22 protein-coding genes are annotated in these 23482 nt (G+C 69.9%); 12 read left to right on the top strand and 10 right to left on the bottom strand.

All coding sequences use genetic code 11. The features are described from left to right. The first annotated feature begins 73 nt into the window (after positions 1 to 73). From HD599_RS09110 to HD599_RS09080, 7 genes are all read left to right on the top strand, one after another. Positions 74 to 1171 carry an ABC transporter substrate-binding protein gene (locus tag HD599_RS09110; protein ID WP_184236305.1) on the top strand — a complete coding sequence of 366 codons (1098 nt, stop codon included), beginning with the start codon at positions 74 to 76 and terminating at the stop codon, positions 1169 to 1171. Positions 1172 to 1266: 95 nt separating this feature from the next. Beyond that, positions 1267 to 2331, top strand: coding sequence for an LLM class flavin-dependent oxidoreductase (locus HD599_RS09105; protein WP_184236302.1), 1065 nt, complete (start codon positions 1267 to 1269; stop codon positions 2329 to 2331). Then, positions 2328 to 3023, top strand: coding sequence for a cysteine hydrolase family protein (locus tag HD599_RS09100; RefSeq protein WP_184236299.1), 696 nt, complete (start codon positions 2328 to 2330; stop codon positions 3021 to 3023). Before HD599_RS09105 ends, HD599_RS09100 begins: the two co-directional genes overlap by 4 nt. Beyond that, on the top strand, positions 3020 to 4381 hold the full coding sequence (locus HD599_RS09095; RefSeq protein ID WP_184236296.1) for an NtaA/DmoA family FMN-dependent monooxygenase: 1362 nt from the start codon (positions 3020 to 3022) through the stop codon (positions 4379 to 4381). Before HD599_RS09100 ends, HD599_RS09095 begins: the two co-directional genes overlap by 4 nt. Beyond that, positions 4378 to 5679 (top strand): MFS transporter, encoded by a 1302-nt coding sequence (locus HD599_RS09090; protein WP_184236293.1) that lies wholly within the window; start codon positions 4378 to 4380, stop codon positions 5677 to 5679. The genes HD599_RS09095 and HD599_RS09090 overlap by 4 nt, the downstream gene beginning before the upstream one ends. 4 nt (positions 5680 to 5683) lie before the next feature. Beyond that, the gene (locus HD599_RS09085) at positions 5684 to 6343 is read left to right on the top strand and encodes an FMN-dependent NADH-azoreductase (protein WP_184236289.1); all 660 of its coding nucleotides are present in this window, start codon (positions 5684 to 5686) and stop codon (positions 6341 to 6343) included. Between the two features lie 212 nt (positions 6344 to 6555). After that, positions 6556 to 7887 carry an HNH endonuclease signature motif containing protein gene (locus HD599_RS09080; RefSeq protein ID WP_184236286.1) on the top strand — a complete coding sequence of 444 codons (1332 nt, stop codon included), beginning with the start codon at positions 6556 to 6558 and terminating at the stop codon, positions 7885 to 7887. 504 nt (positions 7888 to 8391) lie between these two features. Here the strand turns inward: HD599_RS09080 and HD599_RS09075 are convergent. Continuing rightward, positions 8392 to 9006, bottom strand: a complete 615-nt coding sequence (locus HD599_RS09075; RefSeq protein ID WP_184236283.1) for a malonic semialdehyde reductase — start codon at positions 9004 to 9006, stop codon at positions 8392 to 8394. Positions 9007 to 9077: 71 nt separating this feature from the next. Between HD599_RS09075 and HD599_RS09070 the strand changes: the two genes are divergently transcribed. Continuing rightward, positions 9078 to 9419 (top strand): winged helix-turn-helix transcriptional regulator, encoded by a 342-nt coding sequence (locus HD599_RS09070; RefSeq protein WP_184236280.1) that lies wholly within the window; start codon positions 9078 to 9080, stop codon positions 9417 to 9419. Here HD599_RS09070 and HD599_RS09065 read toward each other — a convergent pair. The 7 genes from HD599_RS09065 to HD599_RS09035 all read right to left on the bottom strand — a co-directional run bounded on the left by HD599_RS09065 (position 9416) and on the right by HD599_RS09035 (position 16543). Then, on the bottom strand, positions 9416 to 10294 hold the full coding sequence (locus HD599_RS09065; protein WP_184236277.1) for a hypothetical protein: 879 nt from the start codon (positions 10292 to 10294) through the stop codon (positions 9416 to 9418). The two genes, HD599_RS09070 and HD599_RS09065, sit on opposite strands and share 4 nt — an antisense overlap. Before the next feature lies 1 nt (position 10295). Next, complete coding sequence (locus HD599_RS09060) at positions 10296 to 11375, bottom strand: glycosyltransferase (RefSeq protein WP_184236274.1); 1080 nt, start codon at positions 11373 to 11375, stop codon at positions 10296 to 10298. A 111-nt stretch (positions 11376 to 11486) separates the two neighbouring features. Next, a complete protein-coding gene (locus HD599_RS09055; RefSeq protein WP_184236270.1) occupies positions 11487 to 11975 on the bottom strand; it encodes a DUF1269 domain-containing protein in 489 nt (162 codons plus the stop codon). Between the two features lie 101 nt (positions 11976 to 12076). Continuing rightward, the gene (locus HD599_RS09050; protein ID WP_184236267.1) at positions 12077 to 14737 is read right to left on the bottom strand and encodes a winged helix-turn-helix domain-containing protein; all 2661 of its coding nucleotides are present in this window, start codon (positions 14735 to 14737) and stop codon (positions 12077 to 12079) included. 188 nt (positions 14738 to 14925) lie between these two features. Next, positions 14926 to 15219, bottom strand: a complete 294-nt coding sequence (locus HD599_RS09045) for an SHOCT domain-containing protein (RefSeq protein WP_184236264.1) — start codon at positions 15217 to 15219, stop codon at positions 14926 to 14928. 11 nt (positions 15220 to 15230) lie between these two features. Further along, positions 15231 to 15635 (bottom strand): DUF6325 family protein, encoded by a 405-nt coding sequence (locus HD599_RS09040; RefSeq protein ID WP_184236261.1) that lies wholly within the window; start codon positions 15633 to 15635, stop codon positions 15231 to 15233. Between the two features lie 89 nt (positions 15636 to 15724). Beyond that, positions 15725 to 16543 carry a mechanosensitive ion channel domain-containing protein gene (locus HD599_RS09035; protein ID WP_184236258.1) on the bottom strand — a complete coding sequence of 273 codons (819 nt, stop codon included), beginning with the start codon at positions 16541 to 16543 and terminating at the stop codon, positions 15725 to 15727. Positions 16544 to 16629: 86 nt separating this feature from the next. On the opposite strand from HD599_RS09035, the gene HD599_RS09030 reads away from it, so the two are divergent. Next, positions 16630 to 18273 carry a SulP family inorganic anion transporter gene (locus HD599_RS09030; protein WP_184236255.1) on the top strand — a complete coding sequence of 548 codons (1644 nt, stop codon included), beginning with the start codon at positions 16630 to 16632 and terminating at the stop codon, positions 18271 to 18273. A gap of 6 nt (positions 18274 to 18279) precedes the next feature. Here the strand turns inward: HD599_RS09030 and HD599_RS09025 are convergent, their stop codons facing one another. Continuing rightward, positions 18280 to 19218, bottom strand: coding sequence for a formylglycine-generating enzyme family protein (locus HD599_RS09025; RefSeq protein WP_184236251.1), 939 nt, complete (start codon positions 19216 to 19218; stop codon positions 18280 to 18282). Between the two features lie 103 nt (positions 19219 to 19321). Between HD599_RS09025 and HD599_RS09020 the strand changes: the two genes are divergently transcribed. The 3 genes from HD599_RS09020 to HD599_RS09010 are packed head-to-tail and all read left to right on the top strand — an operon-like array spanning position 19322 to position 22272. After that, complete coding sequence (locus tag HD599_RS09020; protein ID WP_184236248.1) at positions 19322 to 19993, top strand: GAP family protein; 672 nt, start codon at positions 19322 to 19324, stop codon at positions 19991 to 19993. Then, positions 19980 to 21569 carry a SulP family inorganic anion transporter gene (locus HD599_RS09015; RefSeq protein ID WP_246376139.1) on the top strand — a complete coding sequence of 530 codons (1590 nt, stop codon included), beginning with the start codon at positions 19980 to 19982 and terminating at the stop codon, positions 21567 to 21569. The genes HD599_RS09020 and HD599_RS09015 overlap by 14 nt, the downstream gene beginning before the upstream one ends. Next, the gene (locus tag HD599_RS09010) at positions 21562 to 22272 is read left to right on the top strand and encodes a GAP family protein (RefSeq protein WP_184236244.1); all 711 of its coding nucleotides are present in this window, start codon (positions 21562 to 21564) and stop codon (positions 22270 to 22272) included. Before HD599_RS09015 ends, HD599_RS09010 begins: the two co-directional genes overlap by 8 nt. On the opposite strand, the gene HD599_RS09005 is transcribed toward HD599_RS09010, so the two are convergent. Continuing rightward, on the bottom strand, positions 22255 to 23355 hold the full coding sequence (locus HD599_RS09005) for an AI-2E family transporter (RefSeq protein WP_246376137.1): 1101 nt from the start codon (positions 23353 to 23355) through the stop codon (positions 22255 to 22257). The two genes, HD599_RS09010 and HD599_RS09005, sit on opposite strands and share 18 nt — an antisense overlap. Positions 23356 to 23482 lie beyond the last annotated feature (127 nt).

Raw genomic sequence — 23482 nt, 5'->3', positions numbered from 1 at the left:
CCCGGCCGAGGCCGCCCACGATTCCATTCCGCACCACCGCTCGTATCCCGCACCACCCAACCAGGAGACAGCCATGCCCACACGCACCACCACAGCCGTCACCGCGGCGCTGCTCGCAGCGTTCGCGATCGGTATGACCGCCTGCAGCACCGATACCGCCCCAGAGCCGTCGACGGATGCCGCCGCCGCGGGCAGCGCCATCTCCGACGAGCGCTGCGAAGCCAACAAGGACGCCGGCAAAATCAGCTTCCTGACCGGTTACTTCTACCAGGCCAGCGCGTCGATCTTGAACACGATCGCCGCCGACGAACTCGGTTACTTCGACGCCTTGTGCCTCGACGTCGAGATCAAGCCCGGCACGGGCGACACCGGGGAAAACGCGCAGCTGCTCGCCTCCGGCCAGGTCACGTTCACCGGCGTCGGCGAGCAGAACCTGATCCAGGCGCAGGACAACGGCATCGACATCCTCGGTATCTCGACCCTGTCGAACGTGGGACTCGAGATCCTGATGACGAACACCGACGTGAAGGACCTCGCCGACCTCGACGGCACGATCCTCGGACAGAAGGGCAACATGCCGCCCGCCGTCGAGGCGATGCTCACCAACGCCGGTGCCGATGTCTCGTCGATCCAGCAGGTCGTCGTGGGATACGACCCGACGATTTTGCCGCGCGGCCAGGTCGACTCCCTCACCGGCTTCATATCGAACGAGCCGAACCTGCTCGAGGCGCAGGACTTCGACGTGACCGTGTGGCGCCCGTTCGACTACGGCGTGCCGAGCTCGCTCGGATCCGTCGCGGTCAACCCGGCCTTCGCCGAAGCCAACCCGACCGCCGTCGAGGACTTCATGCGGGCGAGCCTGCACGCGATCGAGTACTGCGACGACAACACCGAAGAGTGCGTCGAGTTCGCGTCGGTGCTTTCCGGAGAGGGCTACGACGTCGCCCACAACGTGAAGATCTGGGACACCGAGTCGGGCATCATCGCGGAGAACCAGCCGGCCGACCGGCCGATCGGACTCGTCGACACCGCGAACGTCGACGCCATCAGCGAGTTCCTCGTCGACACCGACCAGATCTCCGAGGCCCCGGCCGACGTGCAGTCCTACTTCGACAACAGCTTCGTCGAGAACATCTACGACGGCACGACGCTCATCTGGCCGGCCCCGTAGTCACCGCCTCCGTCCCGTCGACGGGCTCGGGGCCGCACAGTCCTCGAGCCCGTCGCAGGGCACCATCCGCAGTACCCGAAACAGAAAGCGCGTACATGTCCGAATACGGCATCTTCCTCCCGATCGCGAACGGCGGTTGGCTGGTCTCCGAGACCGCCCCGCACCCCGACGGCAGCTACGACTACAACAAGAAGGCGGCCGTCATGGCTGAGGACGCCGACATGGACTTCGTGATGTCGATGGGCAAATGGAAGGGCTTCGGCGGTTCGACCGACCATTGGGGCCGCACGCTGGAGTCCATGACGATGATGGCCGGCATCGCCGAGGCCACCTCGCGCGTCAAGATCTGGGCCACCGTGCACGCGAACGTGCACAACCCCGTGGTCGCCGCGAAGATGTTCACCACGATCGACCAGATCTCGCATGGCCGCGCCGGTATGAACATCGTGTCCGGCGCCTACGCCGACGAGTTCATCCAGATGGGCCACTGGGACGCGTCACTGTCGAAGGAGGCGCGCTACCGCATGGTGGATGAGTGGACCGAGGCCGTGACGCGCCTGTGGACGGAGGACTCGGTAACGATGGACGGCGAGTTCTTCACCCTCACGGACGCCGAGTCGCGCCCGCATCCGGTCGTTCCGCCGACGATCATCAGCGCGGGTAACTCGGCGGCCGGCCGGGACTTTCAAGCCCGCCGCAGCAACGGTGCTTTCCTCTCCGGGGCGACCATGGAGGAGCTGCGCGACTCGTCGCGGGACGTGCACGAGCGCGCGGCCGCCCTCGGCCGCGAGGTGAAGACCTACGGCATGCTCACCGTCGTGATGGCGGAGACGGATGCCGCAGCCGAGAAGCGGGTGGACGAGATCGGCGTCGGCGTCGACCGCGAGGCGCTCGCCAACATGCGGGTGTCGTGGGGGATGCCACGCGACCGCGTCAGCTCCTGGACGGAGTCGGCGACCGGGCATGACGCCTTCCAGACGCCCTACGTCTTCGGATCGCCGGACACCGTCGTGGGCCACATCAACACCGTTGTCGAGGGCGCCGAGCTCGACGGGCTGATGATCATCTTCCCCGACTACCTCGAAGATCTGCCGGCCTTCGGCGAGCTCGTGATGCCGGTGCTCCGGGCGCAGGACGCGGCGAAGGCGGCCGGCGCATGACCTGGCCTACCGAGCTCGCGGCGCTCGAGTCGCTGCCGGGCGCCCTGCTCGTGGTCGACGTTCAACGCTCGTTCGCCGACCCTGCCTACCTGGGCGGATACGGGCTGGACGTCGCGGCATCCGCCTCGATTGTCGACGCGATCGCGACTATCTCGGCCCTCGTCGACTCCGCCCGCGCGGTCGGAGTGCCCGTCGTCTGGATCGAGCTCGGATCAGAGCCCGACCGGGTCTGGCGGTCGAGCGGCTGGCTCCGCGGGGCGACCCTCGATGCGGCGATGTCCCCTGACGAGCCGTGCATCGTCGGCACCCCCGGTGCCGAATGGTACGGCGTCGAGCCGGCAGCGGGGGAGACCCGGGTCGTCAAACGCGTCTACAGCGGGTTTTTCGAGACCGGACTCGGCGCCACTCTGCGCGCCGCCGGCGTGGAGTGGGTCGCCGTCACCGGCCTCACGAGCGAGTGCTGTGTCGCCGCTACCGCGACGGACGCCGTGCAGCTCGACTTCCCGGTCGTGATCCCTCGCGACGCGACCGCCGCGTATGACGTGCGCATCAACGAGAACGCCCTCGAGCAGCTCGGCCTCAACGTCGGACAGATCGTCGACAGCTCGGAACTGACCACCCTCTTCGCGACATCCGCCCCCGCCTCGGCAGCGGCGAATGAGGCACTCTCTGGAAAGCACGTGCACGCATGAACCACCCCGATATCGACACTGACCCCGCCCACCTGCATCTCGCATTCGACCTGTCGTTCACCCACTCGGAGGGGCGGTGGGCTCGCCCCGGCTCGTGGACGGGCCGCACCTTCCCCGACGTGCGCCTGTTCCAAGAGCTCGCGGTCACCGCCGAGCGCGGCGGCATCGACATGCTCTTCTTCGGCGACGGCTCCGGTTTGCCCGACACCTGGCGTGGCTCGACCGACGCGGCAGTGGAATGGGGCGTGCAGTGGCCGCGTCACGACATGAGCCCGTTCATCGCCGCGATGTCGGCCGTGACCGAACACATCGGCTTCGGGCTCACATACTCGTCGACGTTTATGCACCCGTTCTACGTCGCCCGCCTGCTCAACTCCCTCGACCATGTGACGAACGGACGCATCGCGTTCAACGTCGTGGCGTCGACACGCCTGTCTGATGCCGCCAACTTCGGCTATGAGCGGCTGCCGGAGCACGGCCAGCGCTACGAGCGGATGGACGAGTTCATCGACGTGTGCCAGCGGCTGTGGAACTCGGTCGAACCGGACGCCATCGTCATGGACCGCGAGACCGGACGCTTCGCCGACCCGTCGAAGGTGCATGCCATCGACCACCACGGTGCGTTCTTCGATGTCAAGGGGCCACTCACCAGCGTGCCCAGCCCGCAGGGCCACCCGGTTCTCGTGCAGGCCGGAAACTCGCCGCGCGGCATCGCGACCAGCGCGAAGTTCGCCGACCTCGTCTTCGGGTTCGGCGGCAGTGTCGCGTCGCAGGTGCGGCACCGCACCATGCTCGACGCCGAGCTCATGGCGAACGGGCGGGACCCGCGCGCGGTCGGCATCCTCTGGGCGACACAGCTTGTGATCGGCCGCACCGAGGACGAGGCCAGAGCGCGCAAGCAGGAGATGCTCGCGTACTGGGGGCACGAGGCCGTGGGCGCGTACCTGTCGTACAACTCGGGCTACGACTTCTCGACGGTGGGAGAGACCATTATCCTCGGCGAGCTGAACGACGAGATCGTCGCCTCGGGAGCCTCGCCGTCGGGACTCGTCGGCCAGTTGGTCGCAGAGCTCGGTGTCGACCACTCGATGTCGCGCGAGGAGTTCTTCGAGCGCGGCTGGAAGCACGCGGTGGGCTACGACACCACGATGGCGGGAACTGCCGCACAGCTCGCCGACCAGCTGGAGGAAAACTTCGCCGCAACAGGGTCGAGGGGCGGGTACATGATCGGCAACCCGCTGAGCATGCCGAGCTCGTACATCGACATCATCGAGCTGCTCGTTCCCGAACTGCGTCGACGCGGCACCATGGGGCCGGCCTATCCCGGCCGCACCCTGCGCGAAAACCTCGCGTCATGACTCGCCGGGGCGTGAGCGTATCGGGCGCCCACGCCCCGGTCGAACCATCTCCGTCGGTACCGTCGCGGTCGGGTATCTCGGAACAGACGATCCTGCTCTGCTGTCTGATCGGCGCGACTCAGATGACGTGGGGCAGCGTGGTCCCCGCTCTTCCGCTGTATGCCGACCGCTTCGGCGCTTCGGCGCTCATCCTCGGTCCGATCATCGCGGCGTTCGGGGTGGGGCGGGTGATCGCTAACATCCCGGCGGGGCTGGCATTGCGCTGGTGGCACCCGCGGCCGTACCTGTGGGCGGTGTGCCTGCTACTCGCCCTCGTCACGTCGGTGACGGGTTTCAGCCCCGACCCGGGCGTGCTCATCGTCGCCCGTGTGTTCGCAGGGCTCTTCGGCGGTGCCGCGGTGACCGTGGGATTCGCGGCGCTCGTGGCACGGGCTTCCGCGGACCGGCGCGGCCGGGTGATGGCGACGGCGACCGCCGTGCAGATGTCCGCCGGAGCGATAGGCGCTCTTGTCGGCGGCCTCGCACTGACCTGCTTCACGCTCGAGGTGGCGTTCGCTGTGGCGGTCGTCCCGTTGCTGCTCTGTCTGCTGTGGGACGCCGTGCGCCCCGCCACCCACTACTGGCAGTCTCTGCGCCCGTCGGATCCCGCACCCTCGGTCGCCGTCCGAGCGGACACGCCCTGGTCGCGCGACTCTCCGTCGGGTACCTTCCGTCTGCGATCCGCGGCACTCGCCTCCACCGTCGTCGCTCTGGCCGTCGCATCCTTCGCAGCATTCTTCGCGCGTTTCGGCGGGGAACAGGGTCTCACTCCAGTGCTCGGGTACGACCGGGGAGGCCTGACCCCGCTCACCCTCGGGTTCGCCCTCGCCGCGGCGACGATGGTCTCCCTCGCCGCGATGCCGGTCGTCGGGAGGCTCATCGACCGCGGTTACCGGCTGTCCGTACTGATCCCCGGCACGCTCCTCGCGGCTGTCGCGCTGCTGCTCTACCCCGCGGCGAACGGCCCGTGGCAGTTTGCCGCGATCGTCGTGCTGTACGGGGTCGCCTCCAGCGCCGCGGGTGTCGTGCCGTCGGTCATCATGAGCGAGTCGGTGCCGAAGCACCTCAGCGGTTTCGTCGTCGGGGTGACCCGTACGGCGGGCGACATCGGCGCCGTAGCCGGGCCACTCGTCGCGTTCGCCGTGTACGACTCGTTCGGCGCCTGGTCAGCGGTTGCCGCCATCGCAGCGGTGCTCGTGGTTGCAAACGCGTTCCTGATCCGCGTCGCGCGCTCGAGCAGGACGCTGCCGATACCCTGAACGGATGGCCCATCTCCTACACCTCGACTCGTCCGCCGACCTCGAGACCTCGCGGTCTCGTGCCATCGGCGGGACCTTCGTCGCTTCCTGGCTCGCCGCCGACCCCGAGAACACCGTCACCTACCGCGACCTGCATCGGGACCCGCTGCCGCACCTCCCGGATGCCTCGCTGCACTGGCCGGCCCGGGTGCGATCGGATGACGCGAACCCGCCGGTCGCGGCAGAAGCGCTGCAGACCCGGCTCATCGAAGAACTCTTCGCCGCCGACGTGCTGCTGGTGGGCGCGCCGCTATACAACTACTCGATGCCGTCGACCCTGAAGGCCTGGATCGACTACATCCACGTGCCCGGCACGACCGCTCCCGGCGATCTCGCGACCCAGCCGATGGCAGGGCGCCCCGCGGTCATCATCACCAGCCGCGGGGGAGTCTACGACGCGGGCACCCCGACCGAGGGTTGGGATCACGCCGCGCCCGCTCTGCAACTCATCCTTGGCACGGCCCTCGGTATGCCGGTCACGGTCATAACCACGAGCCTGACGCTCGCCGAGGTGTTGCCCGCCCTCGCCGACCAGGCCGAACGTAGCCGTGAGGAGCTCGCCCTCGCCCACGAGGAGGCGGCCGCCTCCGCTTTGCACCTGGGTGGGATGACGCGGCTGGAGTAGCGCTCCTGTCCTTCACATGCCCCTCATAGCCGGGGGTTCTGCACCAACTCGCGTGACTGCTATCGAATGTATGTTCTGCTTGAGAAAATTGACGCATGTCCTCGAGCCTTGCAACCCAGTTCGCCACCGCGGTGGCGGCGTTGTCTGCGGTGTCGACTGACGTCGGTTCTTTTAGTGTGCTGGATGACGCGGCTCTCGTTTCGCTCGGTCGCATGGCCGCGCAGGAGAAGCAGCTGGCCGACGCCCACCTCGCGCTGATCGCCGGGGAGATCGCCGCGCGGTCGACGCGCTCGCATGGGCACGACGGGCTCGCGCAGCGGGAGGGGTACCGGTCACCGGAAGAGTTCGTCAAAGCGACCACCGGAGCCACCGGGCGGGAGGCCGTGACCGCGGTGCGGGTGGGGCGCATGGTGCGGGAGGCGGCGCTGGACGGGACGCCCGACCCGGCTACCGGCTCGCTCTTCGAAGCGTCGGAACCGTCGCTCGCGCCCGTGGCTACCGCGGTCGCCGGCGGCGCGCTGTCGGTTGCTGCAGCGGATGCTGTCCGGGCGGGGCTCGGGGTGCCGACCGAGAACGTGCCTTCCACGGCCCTCTCCGAGGCCGCTTCCACTCTCGTCGCGGAGGCGGCAACTCTCGACCCGGACCGTCTGCAACGACGCGCCCGCGAACTGCGCGACGATCTGGACGAGGCGGGGATCGCCGACCGGGAACGGGAGCGGTTCGAGAAACGGTCGCTCAAGCACTACCGCCTGTCGAACGGCATGGGCCGTCTGGTCTGGGACCTCGACCCCGAGTCCTACGCGGTAGTCACCGAGCTCTACGACCGGGCGACGTCGCCGAAACGGGGCGTCCGGTTCGTGAGCGGGCCGCATCAGGAGACCGCCGACCGCATCCTCAACGATCCGCGCAGTATCGAGCAGCTCGCCTCCGACACGATGCTCGGCCTGCTGCAGGCCGGCGCCACCGCCGACCCGACCGAGCTGTTGGGAGACGGCGGTGCGGCGATCCGGGTCCTCGTCACCGCTCCCACTCTGGATTCCCGCACCGGTCACGGGCGCATCGAAGGCTCACCCGACCCGGTCTCGATCGAAACAGTGGAACGTCTGGTCTGCACCGGGACCACCACGGAGGTGGTCTTCGACGACACCGGGCAGGCCCTCGACGTCGGCCGCGAACAACGGTTCTTCACCCGGAAACAACGCATCGCCCTCACTGTCAGGGACGGCGGCTGCCGGTTCGGGGCCTGCGACCGGTCGCCGTCGATGGCCGAGGCGCACCACATCAACCACTGGGCCAGAGACGGAGGACGGACCGACATCAAAGACGGGATCCTGCTGTGCAAGTTCCACCACCTGCTGATGCACAACAACGGGTGGGAGATCGAACGGGAGGGGTCCGACTATTACCTGATTCCGCCACTCGACATCGACGCACAGCAGCGCCGCATCCTGATGCCGTCTAAGAGCGCCGCAATGCGCGACCTCCAACGAGAACTGACATCGCAGCCCAGGCTCGCATTGGAGAAGTTGACGATGAATCCATGATGCACCACTGAGCCCGCTCCGGCTGAGCCACCCCGACTGAGCCACTCGGACTGAGCTACCCGGGCTGAGTCCGCTGCGGCTGAGCTACCCGGGCTGAGTCCGCTCCGGCTGAGCTACCCGGGCTGAGTCCGCTCCGGCTGAGCTACCCGGGCTGAGTCCGCTGCGGCTGAGCCGCCTGGGCTGAGTCCGCTCCGGCTGAGCTACCCGGGCTGAGTCCGCTCCGACAGAGCCACCCGGACTGAGCCAGCGCCGACAGAGCCAGCTCCGGCTCAGTAAGCCCGGAATGAGCGAATCTGACTGAGCCAACCTGGACTCAGCCTCGGAACAGTCGAATAAACGCAACCGAGCGGACTCGTCATCGCCAGCCTTACGACGGCAAGACGACACGAATCGATAGATTCCTGCTTTTCTTGGCTCTTGGCTCTTGGCTCTTGGCTCTTGGCTCTTGGCTCTTGGCTCTTGGCTCTTGGCTAAACCCACTGCACGACGTCTCTTAGCCCCGGCCTAGACCCACTGCACGACGTCGGAGTGCTCGAGACGCGGCATGCGGTCGCGGTAGGAGTTCTCGGTCGGGTGCCCGATCGTCACGACGAGGGTCGAGTGCAGGCGACCGTCCGCGAAGAACTCGGCGTCGACACCGGCCTTGTCGAAGCCACCCATGGGACCGGCGGCGAAACCGAGCGAACGGACGGCGAGTACGAAGTAGCCGGCCTGGATCGCCGAGTTGAAGCTCGCCATACCGGTGCGCATGCCCTCGTCCTCCTCGAGCGTCGGCACGATCCCCGCACGGAACGGCGCGATCGTCGGGATGTGCTCGTGGAAACGGCTGTCGAAAGCGAGCAGCGCCACAGCAGGCGCAGCCAGAGTCTTCTCGCGGTTACCCTCGCTCATGAGCGCGGCGAGACGCTCGCGGGCCTCCGGGGTCTTCACGTAGACGACGCGCAACGGCTGGAAGTTGGCGGCGGTCGGCGCCCAGCGCGCGAGTTCCCAGATCTCGCTGAGCTCGTCGTCCGTGACCGGGGTCTCGGCGAACGTGTTGGCGGTTCGTGCGTCGGTGAACAGCTGTGCTCTGGCCTCGTCGTCGAGTCGCTGGGGAAGGTGGAGGGCGAGGTCGGACATGTGCTTCCTTCTGTGAAGTCGCTAGTAAAAACGAAGTAACTCATATCAACCTAGCACGCTAGACTTCAGGAATGGCAACGACGACATCGGACACCCACGAGCCCCGCATGTGCGACGCGGCACTCTCCCGTGCCTTCGATGTCATCGGCAAACGCTGGAACGGCGTCATCCTCGGCACCCTCAGCTCCGGTCCCGCCGGTTTCGCCGAGCTCCGCCGGGCGGTCGGCGGCATCAGCGATTCCGTCCTCTCCGAGCGGCTCACCGAACTCGCCGCGACCGGACTCGTGCAGCGCACGGTGACCGACGGACCCCCGGTGACCGTCGAGTACAGCCTCGCCGAGAGCGGTGTGGCGTTCCTCCCGGCGATGCGCGCCCTCTCCGCCTGGGCGAAAGACCACCTACCGCGGAACTAGCGCCCGCGCTTCAGTTCCGCGACGAAGAGGGCTTCATCGACCTCGTTCGGCGAGATCCCCGAGTGCCGTCCGGCCAGCGGGTCGGTCTCGACGCTGCTGAACCGGCCGCCGACGATCTCCGACACGATAAGGGGGTCGGATGGCGCATCGTCCAGCACCCACCGCGCCAGTTCCGCGGTCAGGAACCGGTTGGTCAGGTCGAACGTCCGCCACTGGTCCGACGCCGCGTACCCGGTCGTCGTTCCGATGCGCCGGGTGACGAGCGCGCGCTGGGCGGTGCGCAGCGCGAACGCCACTCCGAGCAACCGGTCGCACGCGTCCCGGCCGTGCGCCGCCACCCCGTCGACGGCGAGACTCTGCCCGTCGGAGTAGCCGAGCGCCTCGTACACCTGCGGGAGCGGGTTCTCCGCCATCGAGAACTCCTTGTGCGCCACGAGGAGGTCGCGGAAAACCAGCCAGTCGCGCACGAGCCGCTCCGCGTCCGGCTGCAGGCAGCGTTCTCGCAGCCACCCCGGAAGGCCCGAGACCGAGCCGGCTGCTCGTCCGGCGACCGAGTACTGCGTGACCGGGTCGGGTCCGTCGAGCTCGGCGAGCAGCTGGGCGCTGACCTCGGGGGAGAAACCGGCGAGTGCGGCGAGTGCCCGGTCGAGATCCGCTTCGTTCTCGGCGAGAGTACGCAGCTGCGACGCCCGCGCTGCAGCACCGGCGCGTTTCGCTGCCTTGCGACCGTCGGCGGATTCCTTCGCCTGCGCGGCACGCGCCCGCTCGGTCACGACGTCGGCAGCCGAACAAGAAGAGTCGGCACCAGACGACTTGCCCCGGGACTCGGGGAAACGGGACGCGTCGGATCGGGACGCGAACGGGTTCAGCCTCATGTCACTCGGCCACGGCCTGCAGACCGGCCCAGAGCTGCTCGGCCGAGCGCTCCCAGCTCCACTCTCCGGCCTGCGCCACGGACGCTGCGGAGCGCGCGCTCCACACGTCGGCCGCCTCGAGCTCGCGCACCGCGGAGACGAGCGCCGCCGCATCCGTCGGCGTGAAGAAAATGCCGGCCTCGCCCGCGATCTCGTGGAAAATCGGGATGTCGCTGACCACGACGGGCACACCGAGCGCCATCGCCTCGACCAGCGGGATGCCGAAGCCCTCGTCGAGCGACGCGGTGACGAGGGCGGTCGACGACTGCAGCAGCTCGATGTACTCGGCGTCCGTCGCACCGTTGTGGAACACCAGATTGTCGGCCGTGTTGAGCTCGGCGAACCGGGCGCGCGTCTCCGCCGAGACGGGGCTCATCAGATGTAGCCGGTAGTCGGGCAACGAGTTCGCCGCGACTACCAGCGTCTCGACGTTCTTGTAGGGCATAAACGAGCCCATGTAGACGAGGTCCTTGCCGCGAGGCAGGACGATCGGCGCGGCCTCGCCACCATCGCGCGAGCCAGCGTCGAGCGAACTCGCGTTCGGCGCGAGGATCAACGGTTTCGTCGTCAGCTTCTTGTCCGTGATGAGCTTCATCGTCGTGCGGGACACGGCAGCGACGGCGTCGGCGCGGTTGAGCAGCATCCGCTGCGGCCACCAGACCAGGTGGTACAGGCGCCAGAGCACCCGCACGGCCTGCGGCAGGTTCCGCGGCGGTGTGCGGTGCGTGTAGTAGATCAGGTCGTGCACCGTGAGCACGAGCTTGTAGTCGCGGCCGAGCGAACCCATCGTCTGCATGGGGGAGAACACGACGTCGGGGTGGTGCTTGTTGAGGTAGCGGCTCATCAGCGAGTCTTTCGGACTCGTCATCGCCGGCGCCTTGATCCACGGCAGGTCGGGCAGCATGTCCAGCTGCCGCTCGTCGTTGATGATCATCGTCACGGGGGTGAGCTTCGACAGCTCGCGCACCAGATTGGCGGAATACCGGCTGATCCCGTCGTGGGTTCCCCAGCGCACGGCCCTGCAATCGAAGAGAAGCTTCACCGGTGCGCCCCCTAGGTCCAAACTCAAGCACGGGTGCGCCCACGTTACCATTCGGCGGATGACGCGGCCGGGCCCGCCCGCCCCGGGACCGCCGCGCGTCGCAACGCCGCGTTACGCCCCGAACACCTCCCGCAGCTTGGACTCTTCCTCGTGCCCGAGGTTGGTATCGATGAGCTCCATGTGCTTGCCGGAGAACGCGTCCGCGACCCGGTCGACTACCTCTCCGTCAGTCAGCACGAACAGTGCGGAGGTGCCGGGCGTCACCTTGTCGCGCAGCCGCTTGATGAAGTCGTCGTCGATCCCCACGTCGGTGAGCGCGCCGGCCAGACCGCCGGTGACCGCGCCGATCGCCGCACCGAGCAGCGGCACGAAGAAGATGAGCCCGAACAGGAGGCCCCAGAAACTTCCGCCGAGCGCACCCGCGCCGGCCGTCGTGTTCAGCTGGCGTGTCTTCGGCTTCCTCGCGCCGTGCGCCCAGGACACCACCGCGGCGTCGTCGACGGTGATGATGTTCTCCGTCTGCAGGTCGAGCAGGATGCGCTCGGCCTCTTCCGCGCCATCGGGGGTGTCGAATTTCCACACCGTGAGCGTGCTTGCCATGGTCTCCTCCTTCTGTGCGCCCGGGGGTCGGGCGCCGCCACCACCCTCGCCTCAGCCGCGCCGGCCGACCTCGCCTCGGCCGGGTGACCCGGGTGGCGCGACTACATCAGCCCGAGACGTTCCGCCTCGGCCACGGCGCTCCGACGCGAATTGACCCCGAGCTTGCGGTAGATGCCCCGCATGTGCGTCTTCACCGTGTTGATGGAGAGCAGCATGTCCGCCGAGATCTCGCCGATCGTGCGCAGCGTGCGGAGTTCGGCGAGCAACTCGCGTTCGCGGGTCGTCAGGTGCCCCGACGGGAACTGCGTCGACGCACCCCGGCCGCGGGCCACGATCGCGAACGCGGCCTCGTCGTCGCTGCCGAAGCGGTGCAGGCCAGCGGCGAGGATCGCGCGCACCGTGGCGGCCCCGGGGCGCTCGATCTCCGCGAGGAATCCCGTGTCGTCCGCCCGTTCGAGCGCCCGGCACATCGCCGAGTGCGCCCGGTACGGGTTGCCGCTCTCGTGCTCGAGCACCGCCTCGAGCGACCAGCCGATCACGTCCGACACCGCGGTACGGGGCGTGTGCCCGTCGTGCACGAGCGGGGTCAGGATGCCGCGGGCAGCCGCCGTGCGTCCGGTGGCGTACAGCAGCTGCGCGTACGCCACGTTCCAGTCGTGTCCCTCGCCGATCAGGTGGCGCGCCCGGTCGAGCAGCCGTTCGCTCCAGCGGTGCTCGCCGAGCGTGAGCGACATCCGGATCCCCAACTGCAACGACGACACGACGACCGACGTCGGCGCGTTCAGCACGTAGTGCGGCGGCCAGTTCGTCGCGTACTCCTGTGCCGCGCGGCGTTTGTCGGGCAGCGAGTCGAAGGTCACACCGATCAGGGTGTGCCGCGCCTCCAGCGAGAACTGGTCGGTGGGTTGTCCGGCGGTGAGGCGGGCGGCGTCCGTCGCGTGCTCGTTCGCCGCGGTCACGTCGAGCAGCTGGTAGTCGCTCCAGCCTGCGAGGATGTGGGCGATCGCGAGCGCCTCCGTGGTGTTCTGGCTGGGGGAGCGACGTGCCGCCGCGATCGCGGTCTCCGCGTGACGGAGCGACCCCCGCAGGTCGGACGAGGCCAGAGCCGTCACGGCGAGTCCGACCGCGCTCATCGCCTGCGCGCGGTGGTCGCCGAGGTTCTCGGCGATGGCGCGGGAGGCGTCGAGCTCCTCGCGGGCACGCGCGAACACGCCGACGCGCGTCTCGGCGAGGCCCCGGGCCAGGTGCACGGCGATGCGCAACGGGTCGGGCAGGCCCAGCAGGGTGTCGTCCGCCCAGCCGGACGACAGGCCGTCGATGCGTTCGCCGCGCGCGAGGGCGATGTGCACCTGCACGAGGTAGAGCAGCCAGTCCCATTCGAAGAGGTCGTCGACGCTCAGGCCCGCCGGACGCGCGCGTGCGACCGCGTCATCCGCCCGCCCCAGGTCGCCGGTGACGCTCGACGCCCACGCCAGCACGAGGTTGGAGAACGGTCCGCCGACGGAACTGCCGCTCGACGAGGCGACCAGGGCGAGCAAGTCCGTCGCGTAGCCGTCTCCCACCAACCGATACCCCGTGCGGCGGATGACGCGGTCGACGAGATCCGAATCTTCGGCGTCGAGCGCGAGACCCACGGCGATCAGCGGGTCGCCGTGTTCGGAGTGCCACTCCACAGCGCGTTCGACCATCGCCTGCAGGGAGTCGTCGGGGAGCTCGGCGGCCTTCTCGCGCAGGAAAGCGGCGAACAGGGGCAGGGTGCGGTACCAGGTGCGCCCGACCCGGTCGGTCGACACCCGGTGCAGCATGGGGTTGCTGCGCGCGAGACGCCGCAGGGACGCGGCGCTGTCGTGCGTGCCGCAGACCGCGTCGGCGAGGTCGGCGGTGATCAGCGGGCAGACGGCCGCCGCGAGGACGGTGGCCTGGTCGGTCGGGCACAGGTCGCCGTAGACCTCCTGCTGCAGGTAGTCGTAGAGCACGCGCGGGTCGAGCGGTCCGAGGCGCTCGTCGAGCGGTGTGGGCTCCGTGCGCTCCACCGAGAGGCGCGCGAGGCTGAGGGCGGCGGGCCAACCCTCTGTGGAGGCGAACAGCGATTCCATCCGGTCGCCGTCGAGGCGCGCGTCGTCGAACAGCTCGTCGGTCTCCGCGCGGGTGAAGGACAGCGAGTCTGCGGTCAGCTCGCGCAGCCGGTTGGTCAGCCGGGTGCGCTGGTCGAGCAGGGTGGACCGGGTCACGACGACCACGTAGACGTTGGGCGGTACGAGCCGCAGCAGCCGGACGAACTCGTCCTCGGAGGGTGACCCTTCCAGCACGTGCGTGTCGTCGAAGACGAGGGCGACCCGGTCGCCGAGCCGCTCCAGTGATCGCGTGAAGCCGGCGAGGAAGTCGCTGTGCAGCCGCGGCTCCATGCTCGATTCGAGCTCGCGTAGGGCGGATTCCTCGGCGGTCCCCTCCGCGGCGCGCGTCGCCGCGGCGAGGGCGGACTCCCAGAACACGCACGGATCGCGGTCGTCGGCGTCGAGCGTGCACCACGCTGTCGTGACGCGGTCGGCGGTCGCGCGTGCGGCCCACTGGCTGACCAGCGCCGTCTTGCCGTAGCCGGCGGGCGCGGACACCAGCATGAAGGTCTGGCCCGGTGCGGTGAGGCCGGCGGTGAGCGCGTCGATCAGCCGGGGACGGTCGACGAGACGGGCGAGTCCGGTCGGCGGCCTGATTTTGTTCCCAGGTGTGTGCCGAATCCGTGTTGTGCCGCTCCCCGCCGCCATGGCACCGAGAATAGGACCGCCGCACGGGGGAGGGGAAGGGTGTGACGGTCCCTCACCCGAAACGGGCGACGGTCACCCCGGCGGGGTGACGGGGCTGTCCGGGTCTCTGCCGCGGCGAGTTCGCGGGGTGACCGGGTAATGACGGGAGCAGTCGTCTCTCTGCCGCGGCACACCCGCGGGATGACGGGTCATGACGCGAGCACGCGTCTTTTTGCCGCGGCGAACTCCTCATCGCTGATCGCGCCGGCCTGGCGGAGCGACGTGAGGGTGGACAGCTGGGAGGTGACGGTCTCGCCGGTCTGCGGGAGACGCGGGCGGCCCGTCTGGTCGTGTGTCCCGGACGGGGCGTTCATGACCCGGGACCCGGCGCCCGTTCCCCGGGACAACGCCTGGGCGGTCATCGTCGCGGTGCCGCCGATGACGTCAGTCGGGATGACGGTGTCGAGAAGGCCGGGGCGGCCGAAACGCCGGAACAGGGGCATAGCGCTTCCCGTCAGCTGTCCACCAGGGCGGCGGCGTTCGCCACGTCGGCGCCGACCCGGACGTGGAGTTCGAGCTGTCCGCCGCTGTCCGCCGCCACGCGCTCGAGCGACTCGGCCCAGACCTGCTCGATCGCGAGGACGAGAGCCGAAGACGACGGATCCAGACCGCCCGCGACCAGCGCCGCGTCCGATCCGCTCAGCAGCGGACGCGGCGACGGGTTGAGCGACGACCACAGGGGCATGATGTCGTCTTCGATGTCGGTCACCATCACGTCGTCGCCGGGGCCCTTCCTCGCGATGACGGCATCGGCGATGCGGATGGCTCCGCCCGCGGTGAGCTCGGCCAGCAGCGGCACGATCGCCGACATCGGCCGCCCGTCGGGGAACGAGATCACCACGACTTCGACGGGCCCCACGGCTGTCCTCCATTCACACGTATCGTCCGCAGAATTGTCGGCGAGCATTGCCGCACACCCATCACCCAAGCGAGGTGACAGCGGAAGCCTCAGAACGGCCCCGCCGGGGTCAGCGGCGCGGGCGGCACGTCCGAGCTGACGACGACCTCGGTGCCGGCGGCGTCGAACGCGTCGAGCACTGCGCACACCGCCGCCGACCGGATGGCGCCGTGGTGGTGGGCGTCGTGCCAGAAGCGCACCCGGAGCGTCAGCGTCTCGGGCGACCGGCTCACGACCAGCGCGGTCGCCGCCGGTTCGTCGCGCACGTGCGGGGTCGACCGCACAGCATCCACGACCGTGCGCCGCACGTCGGCGTACGGTGCCGCAGTGCGGGCGCGCACCTCGATCTCGCTACGGTGCGGCTGAGCGCCGCTGTTGCTGATCACGGGGGTGTCGAGCAGCGACGCGTTCGGGATGTGCACGACGCGGCCGTCGACCGTGTGCAGGATGACGGACCGGCCGTTGAGGTCGGTGACGACCCCGGAGAACCCGAGCACGCTGATCTCGTCGCCGAGCTGCACGAGGCGTCGGGCCTGGATCACGAGACCGGCGCCGAAGTTCGTGGCGATGCCGCGCAGTGCCAGGTAGGCGACGGCCGCGACGATGATCACCGCCGCGAGCACCGGCTGCAGCGGTGCCCCGAGCACGGTGAGCGCGATACCGACGGTCAACAGCAGCAGGCCGTACCGCACGACGCGCGCGACGAGCACGGCGACGGACTCGCCCAGCCCCTTCACCCGGTGCATCAGGGTCAGCGTGCCGCGCTTCGCAAGGCTCGAGACGATCCACCCCGCCACCACGATGACGAGTGCCAGCACCGCGTCCCACGCGCTGATCGAGGTCGGGGCGAAGAGGTCGGCGAGGTTCACCGCCCCGACGCTAGGGCTGCCCGCCGCGGCATCCATCGCACCGTCGGGGTGAAGAGAGTCCCTGCCGTCGCGGGGGCGAATGGGGCATGCGCGTTCTTCCCGGACTGACCAGGGGCAACCTGCTGCGCGAGTCGGCGTCCGGGGTGACGCTGCTCGCGATCGCCGTGCCGCTCAACATCGGGTACGCCCAGATCGCCGGGCTGCCGCCCACCGCCGGCCTCTATTCGCTGGTGCTGCCGATGGTCGCGTTCGCCCTGCTCGCGTCGAGCCGGCAGTTGGTCGTGTCGCCGGATGCCGCGGCCGCCGCCCTCGTAGCGTCGTCGCTCGGCGGTCTCGCGGCCGCCGGAAGCGACGACTACCTCACCATGGCGCTCGCCCAGGCCCTGATCGGCGGGGTGCTGTTCCTCGTCTGCGCCGTGCTCAAGCTGGGGTTCCTCGCCAACTTCCTCTCCGAGCCGATCCTCGTCGGTTTCGTGGGCGGGCTCGCACTCGACATCCTGGTCAGCCAGATCGCCAAGATGCTCGGGGTGTCGATCGACAGCGGGGCGGAGTTCGTCACGAAGATCGGCCAGCTGGTGACCGGGCTGGGAACCACGAACCCGTGGTCGCTCGCGCTCGCCGTGGGCTCGGTGGTGGTGCTCGTCGCCGGACGGAGACTCGCTCGGCAGGTGCCGTGGGCGCTCGTGGTGCTCGTGCTCGCCACCGTGGTGACCGTGGCGGCGTCGCTCGAGGACGACGGCGTCGGGGTACTCGGCCCCGTCCAGGCGGGAGCGCCGGTCCTCACCTGGCCGTCACTGTCGTGGGGACAGTGGGGGGCGCTCGTGCCGTCGGCCGTGGCCCTCACCCTCGTCGCGATGGCGGAGGGGCTGCTGGTCTCCCGCAGCTACGGGCAGAAGCGCGGCTACAGCACGAGCCCGAACCGGGACCTCGCGGCGTTCGGAGTCGCCAACCTCGCCTCGGGGCTGACCGGCGGCTTCACCATCGGATCGTCCACGTCGCGCACGGCCGCCGTGGACCAGCTCGGTTCGCGCACGCAGCTGCCGTCGATCGTGGCGGCCGTCGGCACGCTGCTGCTGTTGATCTTCGGGACCGGTCTGCTCGCCGACATCCCGTCCCCGGCCATCGGGGCGATCGTGACGATCGCCATCCTGCCGTTGTTGGGGTTCCGCGAGCTCGCCGCGCTGTGGCGGGTGCGTCCGTTCGAGTTCTGGGTCGGGGCGGTGTGTTTTCTCGGCGCTCTGTTGCTCGGGCCGATCACCGGCATCGTGCTCGCCTTCGTGTTGTCGTTGATCAACCTCGCGATGCGCGCGTCCCGGCCGCCGGTGGACCTGCTCAGCAGCAGCGACCTGCCGAACGGCTCGCTGCTGCCGCTCTCGCCGGGGGAATTCCTGACCGCGCCCGGGGTGGTCGTGGTGCGGTTCGCGGCGCCGCTGTTCTTCGCCAACGCGTCGGTGTTCGACGACGCGATCCGCAAGGCGGTCGCGGGCGGGCAGCCCCTGGGGTTGCGGCACCTCGTGCTCGACTGCGAGGCGATGACCGACATCGACGTGACGGGAGCCGCCGCGTTCCGCGAGACGGCGGCGTGGCTGCGCGAGCAGAGGGTGACGCTGCACTTCAGCAGGGTGCGGCCGGACTTCGCCGCCGTGCTGCACGACTTCGGGCTGGGGGCGGGCGTCGAGGTGTTCGGCACGAACCGGCAGGCGCTCGAGGCGTTGGCGCGGCGGGGGTAGGTGCAGTCAGCTCACACAGCGGAAACCGATGTGCGTCGTCGACGTGTCGTCGGACTGCGGGGACCGCGCCGCCGGGCGGTAGCGCAGGCAGTACTCCGGCGCACACAGGTGCGAGCCTCCCTTGAGCGCGCGACGCACGGGACCCGTCCCGCCCACCACGCAGCATTCGTCGAGACCGGAGTGCCGCGGCGCGTAGACGGTTGTCGTCCACTCCCAGACGTTGCCGATCATGTCGGAGAGCCCGAAGCCGTTGCGCGGGAAGCTCCCGACCGGCGACGTGCCCCGCCACCCGTCGGCCCCGTCGTTGCGGTACGGGAAAGCGCCCTGCCAGCTGTTGGCCATCAGGATGCCGCCGGGACGCGGGTCCTCGCCCCAGGCGTAGGTCGCGCCGTCGAGGCCGCCCCGCGCCGCGTATTCCCACTCGGCCTCGGTGGGCAGGCGTCGGCCGGTCCAGTCGGCGTAGGCCGCGGCATCCTCGAAGGAGACCTGCACGACGGGGTGGTCGGCCAGGGTGTCGGGGTCGACGTCCACCCCGTAGGGCCGGCGCCAGTCGGCTCCGGGCGCCCAGTCCCACCAGGCCCGCCAGTCGGCGAGGGGAACGGGGCCCGCGGTCGCCCGGAACGTCAGGGCGCCGGGAGCGCGCTCGGCGGCGGACAGTTCCGGGAAATCGTCCGCGGGCAGTTCGCGTTCGGCCGTGGTCACGTACCCGGTGGCGTCGACGAACCGGGCGAACTGCCGCGTCGTCACCGGGTGCTCGTCGATGGCGAACGGCCCGACGGTCGCCTCGTGCACGGGACCCTCGTCGGCGTAGAAGGCCTCGGACCCCATAGCGAACGTGCCGCCGGGCAGTTCGCGCTGCGGAGTGAGTCCATCGGGCCCGGATGTGACCGGGGCGGCCGGCAGCCGCCGCGTGGTCACGGGGACGGCGGTCGTCGTGTCTGGCATGGCAGCCAGTGTCAGCGGGCGGGGCGGGACACGTCCTCACCCCTGACAGGCGAGCCGCCGCGGGTGCGGCGTCGCTACGGTCTGGCTCAGAGGAGGGTGCCGCATGGGCGAGGTAATCGGGGACGTACTGCCGCTCGCCGTCGGCGTCGCCGTGAGCCCCATCCCCGTCATCGCGGCGATCCTCATGCTGCTGTCGCCGCGCGCGCGGTCGACCGGTGTGGCCTTCCTGGTCGGGTGGGTGGCCGGCATCTTCGTCGCCGTCGTCGTGTTCGCGTTGCTGTCGAGCCTGATCCCCGCGAGCGACCCCGACGAGACGGAGCCGGTACGGGGAGTCATCAAGCTCTTGCTCGGCGTGGCCCTGCTGTTGCTCGCCCTGCGCCAGTGGCGGTCGCGCCCGAAGCCGGGGGAGGCGGCACCCACGCCGAAGTGGATGGGCGCCGTCGACTCGATGACACCGGGCCGCGGTCTAGGGCTCGGTTTCCTGCTCTCCGCGGTCAACCCGAAGAACCTGCTCATGGCGGTCGGGGCCGGGGTGGCGATCGGCGGCGCGTCGCTCGGCGCCGGCGAAGCGACCGTCGCGGTCGCGGTTTTCGTGGTGCTGGCGGCGTCGACCGTGGCCATTCCCGTGATCGGCTACCTCGCGGCATCCGCCCGCCTGACGGCCCCGCTCGAGAGTCTGCGGGTCTGGCTCGTCCAGAACAACGCGACAGTGATGGGCGTGCTGCTGCTCGTGATCGGCGTCGTGATGATCGGCAAGGGCATTGCGAGTTTCTGAGCCCTCCGGCTGGCTGGCGCCCACCCTGCGGGGGTACCGGCGCCGCTGGTTGTCCGCCGACATCGTGGCGGGGCTCTCCGCGGGGGCGGTGGTCATCCCGCAGGCGATGGCGTACGCCACGATCGCCGACCTGCCGGTGCAGGCCGGCCTGTACACCTGCATCACGCCGATGGTGGTCTACGCCTTGCTCGGCGGCTCGCGCGCGATGAGCGTGTCGACCACGTCGACAATCGCGACCCTGACCGCGACGACGCTGGTGTCCGCCGGGGTGGCGGCGTCGGCCGAGGACCAGGCGCGCGACCTCGCCACCCTCACCCTGCTCGTCGGGGTGATCCTGGTGCTGGCGCGGGTGTTCCGGCTCGGGGCACTGGTCGAGAACATCAACGAGCCCACGCTCATCGGGCTCAAGGTGGGGCTGGGGGCGACCGTCGCCCTCGGGCAGGTGCCCAAGCTGCTGGGGGTCGACGTCGAGGTGACCGGCCACGGGTTCGTGCGTACTCTCGCGGCGACCCTCGAGTCTGTACCGGAGGCGAACCTCGCCACCGCCCTCCTGTCGGCCGGGTCTATCGTCGTGTTGGTGGCGCTGCGGCAGCTGGCGCCGCGGGTACCCGCGCAATTGGTCGTGGTGGTCGGCGGCATCCTGCTCGTCGCGCTGACCGGTATCGCCGACGCGGGCGTCCGGGTCATCGAGCCGGTGCCCACCGGTCTGCCCTTGCCCGGGATCCCGTCGCTGACGGATGTCGGGGTCCTGATACCGGGAGCGCTCGCCATCGCGGTCATGGCCTTCCTCGAATCGGCCTCGGTCGCCCGCGGCATCCGGCTGGCCAGCGAACCCCAGGTCGACAGCAACCGGGAACTGTTCGCCACCGGGGCCGCGAACCTCGTCGGCGCGTTCTTCCACACCCTGCCAGCGGCGGGCGGGTTCTCGCAGAGTGCCGTCAACCAGCGCGCGGGCGCTCGGTCGCAACTGGCGTCCATCGTCACGGCGGCGCTCGCCGTGCTCGTCGCGCTCTTCCTCGCCCCGGTGCTCGACGACCTGCCGCAGGCGGTGCTCGCGTCCATGGTGCTCGTCGCCGTGGTCGGGCTCATCGACGTGAGGGGGCTGGTGCGGCTGGCCCGTCTCAGCCGCATCGAGTTCTGGGTCGCCGTCGCCGCCGCCCTGATCGGACTCTCCGCCGGTCTGCTCGCCGCCGTGGCCGCGGGAGTGCTGTTCACCCTGGGCCTCGTGCTGCACGGGCTCAACCAGCCGCGCATCACCGTCGGGCCGGCGCAGGGAGGCGTTCTGCCGGTGCGACTCGATGTGCCGCTGTACACGGCGAACGTGTTCGCCACCCAGCGCGCGGTCGAGGACGCCCTGGCGTCGGCGGGCGACATCCACACCCTGCATCTCGACGTCTCGGTTCTCAAGGCGACCTCGGTCACGGTCCTCGACGCGCTCGCCGGGTACGACCACGAGCTGGCGCAGCGGGGTGTTCGGCTCGAGGTCGCCGGTCTCGAGGGCGACGCGCTCGCGCTCGCGCGTCGGACCGAGTGGTGGGGAACGCTGGCCGAGCAAGGGAGGGCGCGCGATGGGTGAGTTGATCGTCTCTCTGGTGCCGCTGGCACTGGGCATCGTGATGAGCCCGCTGGCGATCATGGCGCTCGTGGCCGTGCTGGTGTCGCGTCGGGCCCGGGCGAACGGTGTCGCGTTCCTCATCGGGTGGATCGTCGCGATCTCCGCGGCACTCGCCGTGAGCTACCTCGTGTTCGGGTCGCTCGAGCTGCACGAGCGGGCGACGCCGCCGCTCTGGGTGGCGCTGGTGCGGTTGCTGCTGGCGCTCGTGCTGTTGGTCAGCGCGGTCTTCGTCTACCGGAGGGGCCGTGACCGGGTGCGGAAAATGGCCGCCGCGGCGAGCGTCTCCGACGTGGTTGCTGCGGCCCCGCAGCTGCCCGGCTGGCTGCGGGCGGTCGACGAGTTCACCCCGGTGCGCTGCGGGCTGCTGGGTCTCGGCATCTTCATCCTCAACCCGGTGGACCTCTCGTGTGCCGTGCTCGCCGCGCTGGACGTGCGGATCGCCGACGTGGGCGGCGGCTGGCTGCTCGTGGTCTTCGCCGTGGTCGGCGTCGCGCCGATCGCGATCCCGGTGGTCTACACGCTCGTCGCCGGCGCGAAGGCGGATCCGTTCTTGGAGCGCATCCGCACCTGGATCGCCGGCCACACCAACGTGCTCAACGCGGCGCTGCTCGTGCTGATCGGCGCGATGCAGCTGCAGAAGGCGCTGTCAGCGCTCGTCGGCTGAGCGGCTCTTCTTCGCGCGTCGCTCGGCCTTGCGCTCGGCGTCGAGCTGGCTCATCAGCACCTTCGTGCGGGTCAGGTCGCCGATGACCGGCCGCCACCACCCGGCGGTCGGGTCGGTGTCGATGAGCAGGAAGCGCACCATTAGGGTGAGCGGGATCGCGAGGACCGCGCCGATCGGCCCGAGGATGAGCGCCCAGAACAGCACGGAGACGAAGGTGATCGTCTGGCTGAGCGCCACGGCGTTGCCGACGACGCGCGGCTGGATGCCGGTCTGCACGACCGCGTTGATGACCGCGTAGACGACGATCACCGGCACTCCGACCTGCCAGCCGCCGACGAGGAAACCGAACACCACCGGCGGGATGATCGCGATGAAGTAGCCCACGTTCGGGATGAAGCTGCAGAGGAACGCGAGCAGCCCCCACAGCAGCGCCCCCGGCACGCCCAGCAGGGCGAGGGCGATCGCGTTCAGTCCGCCCTGGGCGATCCCGAGGACCGTGGTCGCCACCATGTATCGACGGATGCCGCTGGCCAGACTCTCGAGCGAGGTGACGACGCGCGGGCGCTGCGGGCGTAGCTCGGCGAAGATGGCGCGCAGGTAGCTGGCGTCGACCGCCATGAGGATGAGCGTCGTGAGCACCACGACCAGGCTCGCGGTGAGGCTCGTGACGCCGCCGAAAAGCCCGGCGACCACGTCGACCAGGCGTGCCGGGTCGAATCCCTCGATGATCGCGCGCACCTGCCCCGGGCCGATCCCGATCGACGTCAGCCAGGCGCCGATCGTCTCGCCGAGCGCGGCGATCTGCTCGGAGAACTCGGGCAGCAGCGTGGCGAACTGGGCGAGTGCGATCACCAGCGCGGAGACGAAGGCGGCGAGGGCGCCGAACACCACGGTGACGACGACTCCGGTGGCGAGCCCGCGTGGCACACCGCGCTGCTCGAGGGCCCGCCGCACCGGGTAGGCGCAGATCGTCAGTACCAGCGAGAGCACGACCGGCGCGGCGATCGACCGCACGCTCGCGATGCCGGCGGCGACGACCGCGGCGCCGGCGAGACCGAGCAGGATGGCAGTGCCGCGGGGCATCGCCGGTGCGGGCGTCGGCACCGGGGCCGGGGCCGGCCGCCGGTTCTGTCTCCGTCTCCATAGGCCCATGACCCCACAGGGTGCTCGGGCTGCCGTGTGGGGCCATCACCCCGAAGGGATGGGCCGG

Origin of the sequence: Conyzicola lurida (genome assembly GCF_014204935.1) — a bacterium.
GTDB lineage: Bacteria > Actinomycetota > Actinomycetes > Actinomycetales > Microbacteriaceae > Conyzicola > Conyzicola lurida.
Note: the sequence above shows the minus strand (reverse complement) of the source record. Positions and strands in the feature narration are given on the sequence as shown.

Excerpts from the sequence above, each read along its gene's own strand:
- HD599_RS09110 (WP_184236305.1), top strand. The coding sequence starts at position 74 with ATGCCCACACGCACCACCACAGCCGTCACCGCGGCGCTGCTCGCAGCG.
- HD599_RS09105 (WP_184236302.1), top strand. The coding sequence starts at position 1,267 with ATGTCCGAATACGGCATCTTCCTCCCGATCGCGAACGGCGGTTGGCTG.
- HD599_RS09100 (WP_184236299.1), top strand. The coding sequence starts at position 2,328 with ATGACCTGGCCTACCGAGCTCGCGGCGCTCGAGTCGCTGCCGGGCGCC.
- HD599_RS09095 (WP_184236296.1), top strand. The coding sequence starts at position 3,020 with ATGAACCACCCCGATATCGACACTGACCCCGCCCACCTGCATCTCGCA.
- HD599_RS09090 (WP_184236293.1), top strand. The coding sequence starts at position 4,378 with ATGACTCGCCGGGGCGTGAGCGTATCGGGCGCCCACGCCCCGGTCGAA.
- HD599_RS09085 (WP_184236289.1), top strand. The coding sequence starts at position 5,684 with ATGGCCCATCTCCTACACCTCGACTCGTCCGCCGACCTCGAGACCTCG.
- HD599_RS09080 (WP_184236286.1), top strand. The coding sequence starts at position 6,556 with ATGGCCGCGCAGGAGAAGCAGCTGGCCGACGCCCACCTCGCGCTGATC.
- HD599_RS09075 (WP_184236283.1), bottom strand. The coding sequence starts at position 9,006 with ATGTCCGACCTCGCCCTCCACCTTCCCCAGCGACTCGACGACGAGGCC.
- HD599_RS09070 (WP_184236280.1), top strand. The coding sequence starts at position 9,078 with ATGGCAACGACGACATCGGACACCCACGAGCCCCGCATGTGCGACGCG.
- HD599_RS09065 (WP_184236277.1), bottom strand. The coding sequence starts at position 10,294 with ATGAGGCTGAACCCGTTCGCGTCCCGATCCGACGCGTCCCGTTTCCCC.
- HD599_RS09055 (WP_184236270.1), bottom strand. The coding sequence starts at position 11,975 with ATGGCAAGCACGCTCACGGTGTGGAAATTCGACACCCCCGATGGCGCG.
- HD599_RS09050 (WP_184236267.1), bottom strand. The coding sequence starts at position 14,737 with ATGGCGGCGGGGAGCGGCACAACACGGATTCGGCACACACCTGGGAAC.
- HD599_RS09045 (WP_184236264.1), bottom strand. The coding sequence starts at position 15,219 with ATGCCCCTGTTCCGGCGTTTCGGCCGCCCCGGCCTTCTCGACACCGTC.
- HD599_RS09030 (WP_184236255.1), top strand. The coding sequence starts at position 16,630 with ATGCGCGTTCTTCCCGGACTGACCAGGGGCAACCTGCTGCGCGAGTCG.
- HD599_RS09025 (WP_184236251.1), bottom strand. The coding sequence starts at position 19,218 with ATGCCAGACACGACGACCGCCGTCCCCGTGACCACGCGGCGGCTGCCG.
- HD599_RS09020 (WP_184236248.1), top strand. The coding sequence starts at position 19,322 with ATGGGCGAGGTAATCGGGGACGTACTGCCGCTCGCCGTCGGCGTCGCC.
- HD599_RS09010 (WP_184236244.1), top strand. The coding sequence starts at position 21,562 with ATGGGTGAGTTGATCGTCTCTCTGGTGCCGCTGGCACTGGGCATCGTG.
- HD599_RS09005 (WP_246376137.1), bottom strand. The coding sequence starts at position 23,355 with ATGCCCCGCGGCACTGCCATCCTGCTCGGTCTCGCCGGCGCCGCGGTC.